This window comes from Neorhizobium populisoli, from assembly GCF_019430945.1.
In the GTDB taxonomy this organism is placed as follows: Bacteria; Pseudomonadota; Alphaproteobacteria; order Rhizobiales; family Rhizobiaceae; genus Neorhizobium; species Neorhizobium populisoli.
Window position 1 is genome coordinate 1 of sequence record NZ_JAHYCB010000041.1, and the last position, 7,478, is coordinate 7,478.

A 7,478-nucleotide genomic window follows, 5' to 3' on the forward strand; every position below is an offset into this window, starting at 1 on the left:
AGAGAGAACCGTAACAGGACTGTGGGACAGGATCGGAAAGAGCATAGAACTCATCGAGCCAAAGGAAGCCCGAAACTACTTCAGTTCCTGCGGATACGATCCAGCATGAAAGGGAACCGCTCTAAGAAGCGCTGAGCAAGTTTTAGCGGCGGCGTTGTGGGTTTCACAAAGTCGCGGACGAGATCGGGGTCAGTGCCTGCTTTTCGTGAAGCCGACCGGATCGCCGAGATTGAGAAACCTGGCGAGGACCTTGGCGAAGCGCTCGTCGAGGAGGACCATCGGTTCATCGTGAAGGACGACGGCTTGTTCGGTGATCGGATTAATGACCGACCATGATCCATCTTCCTCTTCGAGGGCCGAAAATAGAAGCGGTAGGTCCGATGTCTCTCCCATTGTCAGCGAACTGCATGGGTTGGTGAGAGTTCCGGCGGCCGGACCCGAACTCACGAGAATGACCATTATCGCTACCAGTCTGCCGGCAGAGTCCGCGTCCTACCGGTGCCTATGTTGCCTTCGGAAATCGTCCGGATCGAGACTGCCATGTACTTTGCTCAAGTCAGCGACAAGACCATCCGCATCTGGGCTACGAAGGACGGGATCGCCAGACTGGCAGAGAAGCATTCGCCGCTCCAGATTTCACTACCTGCGCTGCTGATGAAAGTTGACAGCGAGACGGTCGCCCTCGAACGGTTGAGGGTGGGGGACCGCCTCCATCCAACCGTCGCCATCTATCTAAAACGCGCGGTGGATCTGCTTGAAGCAGTCCGGAAGCCAACCAGTTAAGCTTCCCGCCGCTCGACACCTTGACGTTTCTGTTGCAAGCTACCTCAGTCTTTTTAACGCGGGGGCGTCTGTGACTGAAACTTCGACCGTAATGAAGGTTCTTGGCGGTTTTGGCGTTTTAGCGGCCGTTGTTGGTCCGACCTTTCTAGTGTCGCAATATGTTAGCGACTTAAAGCACGATATGGATTCGTCGAAAGCCGAGGTGGCTCAACTTAAAGGCCAGGTGACGCAGTTACAGGACATTTTGCAGAAGTATCAATCGGCACCCGCGGCTGCCGCTAGAGGTATGCAGGGTCCCAAGGGGGACCAAGGCGATACCGGCCCCCAAGGTCCGCGCGGGGAAGCCGGGCCGGAGGGTAAGCAAGGCCCATCGGTTACAGATGATGAGCTAGGGTCAGGACTCGTTAAATCAAAGCCAGAAGATAACGGCTGCAGCGATGCATATGCTTGAGAAGAATGTGTGCGCGCATCGGTCGTATCGGGTGTGAATTCGCCTCCAGTCCTTGAGTTTGCCGAACATGTTTTCGATTTTGTGGCGCTTTTTATAGAGCGCCGCATCATACGGGATGGCGACCTTCCGGTTTGCCCGAGATGGAATGCACGCGGTAATCTTGCGGGCGGCCAAGGCTTCTCGAAACCAGTCGGCGTCATAGCCCTTGTCGGCCAGCAAGGACTTGGCTTTGGGAAAGGCGGGGAGCATCTTTGCAGCCCCTTTATAATCGCTCATCTGCCCCTCGCTCAAAAGCAGGATGACTGGTCGACCGTGATCATCGCAGACGGCATGCAGCTTGGAGTTCAGTCCGCCTTTGGTGCGCCCGATACGTCTGGGAACATCCCCTTTTTTAGCAGACTGGCTGCGGTACGGTGGGCCTTCAAGTGGGTGGCGTCGATCATCAGTTGTTCGGGCTTATCGCGCCTGGCTGTCAGTTCGGCAAGAATCCGGTTGAATACGCCGAGCCTGCTCCAGCGGATGAAACGGTTATAGATCGTCTTGTGAGGACCGTATTCTCTTGGTGCATCGCGCCAACGTAGCCCGTTGCGCAAGACGAAGACAATACCACTCAAAATCAGCCGGTCATCAACGCGCGGGACGCCGTGGGATAGTGGGAATACGGCTCGATCCGGCGCATCTGCGCCTCAGACAACAGCAGCAAGTCACTCATCGAAGGGCTCCTTTCCATCCAAATGAATCAAAGCCCTCGCCGCTACGCAAGCTATTTAATAGGTCCTGAACCTAAACAAGCGGATATCTGAAGCTCTTCGGAAAATGGCTCCAACAGGCTCGTCAGCGGTGGGAAACGGCAATCGGGCTTCGGCACCCTCGTCGTTCGATGACACGCAATGCAATTCCGTCGAGCAGGTCAAAACGCTTGACGTACTAGAACTGCATGCGGGAGCACAATTCTGCGATGCATCTGGCCGCTTGGTGACAACCATCTCTCCCTTTCAGACATTCTGGCGATTAGGTGACGGTTTCAAGTTCATCACGCCCGGTAGCTCGGTAACCACTCAGTGCACCGTCAGCGACCCCTGCTTCCTGCCTTGGCTTCCGGGGAAGAAGTTTGCAGTCGAGCGGATCCAAGGTCAGTCTCGAAGTGGCGTAGCGCTCTTGCGCGCCATGTAGATGGGCGGCTCCTAATCGGGTGTCCTTAGGAACTGTACCCGCACATACTTCCAAATCCTTCGAGTAGCGGCTTAGGCTTGTATATGGTCTGATCCTCCTTAACAAAGGAGATCCGTATGTCAGCCGGAAAAGTCGTTTCCATCCGGGAGGAAGCTCCGGGCAAGGGCAGTCTTGATGGCCGCATTGCCGACGCTTTTGTGACGGGAGCCATACAGCGGAGAGAACGCGAGTTCGTGGCCTACAGCAAAGAGCCGCCGCTCCAGCTTCTCACCGATGTGGATGTGGCGCAATTTGTGAAAGTTATGGAAGGCGAGGCCGCCCAGATCGAGACTGAAATCCACAACGTTCGCCGACGCCGCAATGCTGAGATCGCCCAGAAGATGCTCAGATTGCTGCCATCTACCGCGCAATCGAAACTCATAGGGCTCGTGTCACGACGCAGTTAGATGAGATCGACTGCCGTACCTCTCCAGCGGCGAAAGTCGAACAAGTCGCAACTCCCGTCGGCGCCGGCACCCGCATCTCCCGCCAGCGGAAGATCGCGTGAGGCCTCATGCACTACGAGAATCATCCATCAGATGAAATCGAAAGTCGCGTGAGGGAACTGGACCTTTACTCGACGACATCCGTGCCGGCGCTGTGTGCCAAAAGAGACCCGATCCTCACCACGCTCTTCACCGCAGCTCTTGGCCCCGGAGGATTGGGGCTTTTCTCGGCCGGGACGGCACTTTCCACCGCAGCGTCGATTGCTTCGGCCATAACGATCACGGGGATGACGCCCGGGCTCATGAGGTTTCCATGACCGCAATCAACATCATCCGCCTGGCAGAATCCGTCCATATCTTCACCGACACAAAAGCCAGTCTTGACGGGCTGGCGGTCGGGAACGTCGTTAAGTGCCTGCCCATACCCCACCTGTCGGCAGCCGTCGCCACGAGAGGCGATGCGGCCCTGCTTGGCGCAATCCATCGCACCGCAAGCCAGTACGCCACGTATGATGGTCTGCGGGCCGGCATCGTCCACGACGTTCGTAACATTGCCCGTGTCACGCCTCACGCATTGGAACGAAAAGCCCTGGCCGGGCAGTGGGATGCTTTCATAATCGGCTGGGGTGAGCATGGCCCTGACGGGTTCGGCTTTTTCAGCCATGATCTGCACGGCGTTCCTGCTTTCACCATCTACGCCGTGCAGGAAATTGTCATTACGCCCGTGGTGCCGCACGAGATCCTTGACGATGTGATGGCGACTGGAAACCACAGCTCGATCGCCTTGCTCCTGATGGAGACCCAGCGCCGCATTTATCCCGAGGTTGTGGGCGGCCATATGATCGAGACGTGGATCGACGCCGATGGCATTCATAACCGGTCGCTCAAGCCGTTTGCCGACGTCGCCTTCCAGCCCGCTCCTGCGACGAAAGGAATAAAGCTGCCGGCTGCCTTCGCCAAGCATCAGACGGTGGTTGCCCGATGAGTAGCGATAACCCGGTCTTCTCGTTACCAGCAAAGGCCCGAAATATTACGGGCGTTTTACGGAGTCGGCGTACAGCAAAAGTACAGCATTTCAAAGCAGGCTTGGGTGATCTTTGCCGCCTATCAGTAGGAGTATATCGTCGTCGAGAAAGCGGGTGAACGCTTCCCAGTGCCGGTCCTTCTCGAACATGTAGTTGATCGCCTTGGCGACGGGTTTTGCCGAAAGTGCGTACGTCGCCTGCTACTGTCGGGAGAATCCATCTACCTGCAATGGCGGCTGTTGGCGCAAATCCGCAAACGCGGTTTTCATCGAAGGCTTTATAAAGCCAAGGCAGCCGAGACACCGGCGGCCGGCGATAACGTCATGGTTGTCCACCTGATGAGATATTTCCCTGAAAATGTCCTGCGGGTCCGAGATTGAGTAGAATGTGACATAATAAGTGATGAACGGCTCAGGTATACTTTGACTTCAATGGAGTGACCGCGCGGGTATTCCATGCAATCTTTCGCGATCAGTTCTCGCTTAGCTCATGGAGACAGCAATGGTCACTTTGCCTTCAGCATCAGAACTTACAGAACTCGAATGGGACACTGCCCATGCGTCTGCGGAAGGTAGTGGAGAGATTACTGAATTTGACGGATCCCTCTGGTTCAAATTTGAAGCTATCGCCAGCGTTACATACAAAATGTATATGTCCAAAATCGGATATTACAGCAATTCTGCGACGGCAAACCTCTTCGATGCCTCTGGGAATTTGATTGAAGCGGTCTCAATTTCCCAGACTTTTCAACTAAATGCCGGAGACGGCGGAGTTTTCTATATACAATTAGCAGATGGTGATGGACTTCCTGGTGGAGCCAGTATCTCCATGACGACACTTTCCGGCGTCGATAAATATGCGTCCGGATCCTACACTGGTGCGGCTAATGAACGAATTATCTCAGGCCAGTTTAACGATAATATTCAGATAGGCGAAGGCATAGATGCTATCACTGGCTACGGCGCTGATTACGTCAATGGAAATACGACCGCCAATCGAATCTGGGGCGGAAGCGGCAGAGACGTCTTGTATGGTAATGCGGGAGATGATGTGATTTGGGGCGGTCTGGGAGAGGACAGACTTTTCGGCGATGCTGACAATGACCAGATATTTGGCGGCTTTGGCGCAGATAGGATCTACGGAGGAGTTGGTTCGGATCGACTTTTCGGGGGAGCTGGTGGCGATGAACTGATCGGAGAGTCGGGTGTCGATATTCTGCGTGGCGGGAAAGACGGTGACCGGCTTGATGGCGGCACCGAAGGCGACTTCTTATATGGCGAAGAGGGCAACGATATCTATATCGTTAATGATCAGGACACTCTGGTCGAACTCGCCAACCAAGGCACCGATACCGTTCAAGCAAGCATTGCCTGGACGCTCGGCGATAATTTCGAGAAACTGACGCTGACGGGCACAGGTGACATCAGCGGCACGGGCAATGGCCTTGCCAACACCATTACTGGCAATGACGCCTCCAATCGGATCGACGGCAAGGCCGGCGCTGATACGATGAGCGGCCTTGGCGGCAACGATATCTATGTCGTCGATAATGCCGCCGATAAAATCGTCGAGGGTGTCGGCGGCGGCACCGCAGACGCTGCCTATGTCAACAATGTCTCGTATGCATTGACGGCCGGTGCGGAGATCGAACTGCTGGCCACCGGCGACGGCGGCGGCACGACGGCGCTGAATCTCACGGGCAACGATTTCGCCCAGTCAATCATTGGCAATAACGGCGTCAACCGCGTTGACGGCAAGGGTGGGGCCGACACGATGAATGGCCGCGCTGGCAACGACAGCTACGTCGTCGATAATGCCGGCGACAGCATCGTCGAAATTGCCGGTGGCGGCACGGCCGATGCTGTCTACGTTAACAAGATTTCCTATGTGCTGACAGCGGCAGCGCAAGTGGAATTGCTGGCCACCGGCGACGGCAGTGGCACGACTGCGCTCAACTTGACCGGTAACGATTTCGCCCAGTCGGTCATCGGCAATGACGGCGTCAATCGGATCGACGGCAAGGGCGGAGCGGATACGCTAAGCGGGCGCGGCGGAGCCGACACGTTCGTCTTCTCCTCCGCCCCCAGCCAGGGCATCGACAGGATTGGAGACTATAATGTGGCGGCCGACACGATCGAACTGAAGAAGGCTATCTTCAGCGCGGCCGGAAATCTCGGTGCTCTGGGCCAAGACTCGTTCTGGGCGAGCGCTGCCGGCACGGCGCATGACGGCAGCGACCGCATCCTCTACGACACCGACAGCGGTGCAGTGTTCTACGACCCGGATGGCAATAAGGCGGGCGGTGTTGCCGCCGTGCAGTTCGCTACCATCTCGGTTGGTCTCGGGCTGACGCATGCGGATTTTGTGATTGCTTGACAGCATCCGATGATTGGGCGCTTTTCGACACCTTTCACACGCAACCTTCGCACAAGACACACCATGCAGGTTGCGCCGCATGGGAAGACCACCGCTGAACGTCCAGAGGACGCACCTCAATCTGAACCCCGACGACATCGCCCGCATTGAGGCGATCGTCGTTCACAACGGCGTTTCGAAATTCGTCCGAGACGGCATCCGCCAGGCGCTCGATCAGATCGCGCCCGGCGAAGAGAAAGCCGGACCACCATACCTCGAGATCAATGGCGACCACGAGCCGCGCCTATCAGTCTCCGGCCGGGCAACCGTCTTCGCTATCTTGCGCCGACGCAAGGCCAGCCTCGACGAGCTGCAGCGCGCCTTTGGCTTCGATGATCCGATCGACTTCAGTCGCGCACTGCTCGGCCACCGGCCGCTGCCAAAACAAGCGGCCGGCGTGATCGTCGCCGAGCTGCTTGGCAAGTTGTGGCAGGGCGAGTGAAATGACTGAAGGCCAGAAAATTGCTTTGCTTCTGCTCGTCATGTCCGCTGGTGCAGGAGGAATGGTCCTTAACCACTACCTTTTGGGCACCTTCCGCATGGGTAGCAGAACCGGCACAATCGGCATCATTGCGACCTTTTCGGCGCTGCTCTTGGGGGCGATTGCCTCGAGTATATATCGGGATGAACTCCGCCCGTTTATCGAACTCTTTCGATAAACGGGCCACGAGAGAGTTTTAGCGGCGGGGTAAGCCCTAGGTCCTACCTTCCCATCGACCTGCGGCGCGCCATGTGCCAATCATGATCTCACCGCACCGCATTCTGCTTGGCTTTCTCGTAGTCGCTCTTGCCGTCGCCGCCTTCTACGGGCTTGAAGAATTAGCCAACACGCCGCTTCTTTAGCACTCCTTGAGCGAATTCTGGCGGCGGGATCCGGAACCTCTCCTGCGTTCGCAAGTTCGCTGACCAAAACCCAGCGATCGGAAACTCCAGTGACAGTTCGAACTATTAGAATCTCCTCTGCAGTCGGCTTAACATGTTTGGCGCTCTCAGGATGCGTGAGCGAAGGAAGTGGGTATTATTCTGGATCAAGCTGGGCCGACCGCGAAGATGGATACCACTATCGGCACCGTCGTGGTTCGGACCGTGATCGGAACTGGGATCGAGGCAACTACAGGTATGATCGGGGTCAAGCCGACAACAACG

Annotated in this window: 7 protein-coding genes and 2 pseudogenes; 7 read left to right on the forward strand and 2 right to left on the reverse strand. The window is 56.5% G+C overall.

The window, feature by feature from the left end:
- Together KX729_RS33145 and KX729_RS33150 are read left to right on the forward strand one after the other, a co-directional pair.
- Positions 1-109 (forward strand): annotated as a pseudogene (locus KX729_RS33145) (IS630 family transposase); the annotation flags it as partial.
- 431 nt (positions 110-540) lie between these two features.
- Positions 541-783 carry a hypothetical protein gene (locus KX729_RS33150; RefSeq protein ID WP_219746676.1) on the forward strand — a complete coding sequence of 81 codons (243 nt, stop codon included), beginning with the start codon at positions 541-543 and terminating at the stop codon, positions 781-783.
- 409 nt (positions 784-1,192) lie between these two features.
- Here the strand turns inward: KX729_RS33150 and KX729_RS33155 are convergent.
- Positions 1,193-1,946, reverse strand: a pseudogene (locus KX729_RS33155) (IS5 family transposase).
- 577 nt (positions 1,947-2,523) lie between these two features.
- Here KX729_RS33155 and KX729_RS33160 point away from each other — a divergent pair.
- Positions 2,524-2,853 carry a hypothetical protein gene (locus tag KX729_RS33160; protein ID WP_219746677.1) on the forward strand — a complete coding sequence of 110 codons (330 nt, stop codon included), beginning with the start codon at positions 2,524-2,526 and terminating at the stop codon, positions 2,851-2,853.
- Positions 2,854-3,019: 166 nt separating this feature from the next.
- Here KX729_RS33160 and KX729_RS33165 read toward each other — a convergent pair whose 3' ends face one another.
- Positions 3,020-3,196 carry a hypothetical protein gene (locus tag KX729_RS33165; RefSeq protein WP_219746678.1) on the reverse strand — a complete coding sequence of 59 codons (177 nt, stop codon included), beginning with the start codon at positions 3,194-3,196 and terminating at the stop codon, positions 3,020-3,022.
- A gap of 9 nt (positions 3,197-3,205) precedes the next feature.
- Here KX729_RS33165 and KX729_RS33170 point away from each other — a divergent pair, with 9 nt between their 5' ends.
- From KX729_RS33170 to KX729_RS33185, 4 genes are all read left to right on the forward strand, one after another.
- Positions 3,206-3,877 (forward strand): hypothetical protein, encoded by a 672-nt coding sequence (locus tag KX729_RS33170; RefSeq protein ID WP_219746679.1) that lies wholly within the window; start codon positions 3,206-3,208, stop codon positions 3,875-3,877.
- Between the two features lie 541 nt (positions 3,878-4,418).
- Positions 4,419-6,293 (forward strand): calcium-binding protein, encoded by a 1,875-nt coding sequence (locus KX729_RS33175; RefSeq protein WP_219746680.1) that lies wholly within the window; start codon positions 4,419-4,421, stop codon positions 6,291-6,293.
- Between the two features lie 70 nt (positions 6,294-6,363).
- A complete protein-coding gene (locus tag KX729_RS33180; protein ID WP_219746681.1) occupies positions 6,364-6,774 on the forward strand; it encodes a hypothetical protein in 411 nt (136 codons plus the stop codon).
- A 1-nt stretch (position 6,775) separates the two neighbouring features.
- A complete protein-coding gene (locus KX729_RS33185; protein ID WP_219746682.1) occupies positions 6,776-6,991 on the forward strand; it encodes a hypothetical protein in 216 nt (71 codons plus the stop codon).
- The last annotated feature ends 487 nt before the right edge of the window (positions 6,992-7,478 follow it).

Bases quoted from the DNA above. Each gene is read 5' to 3' on its own strand.
- KX729_RS33150 (WP_219746676.1), top strand. From the start codon at position 541: ATGTACTTTGCTCAAGTCAGCGACAAGACCATCCGCATCTGGGCTACG.
- KX729_RS33160 (WP_219746677.1), top strand. From the start codon at position 2,524: ATGTCAGCCGGAAAAGTCGTTTCCATCCGGGAGGAAGCTCCGGGCAAG.
- KX729_RS33165 (WP_219746678.1), bottom strand. From the start codon at position 3,196: ATGAGCCCGGGCGTCATCCCCGTGATCGTTATGGCCGAAGCAATCGAC.
- KX729_RS33170 (WP_219746679.1), top strand. From the start codon at position 3,206: ATGACCGCAATCAACATCATCCGCCTGGCAGAATCCGTCCATATCTTC.
- KX729_RS33175 (WP_219746680.1), top strand. From the start codon at position 4,419: ATGGTCACTTTGCCTTCAGCATCAGAACTTACAGAACTCGAATGGGAC.
- KX729_RS33185 (WP_219746682.1), top strand. From the start codon at position 6,776: ATGACTGAAGGCCAGAAAATTGCTTTGCTTCTGCTCGTCATGTCCGCT.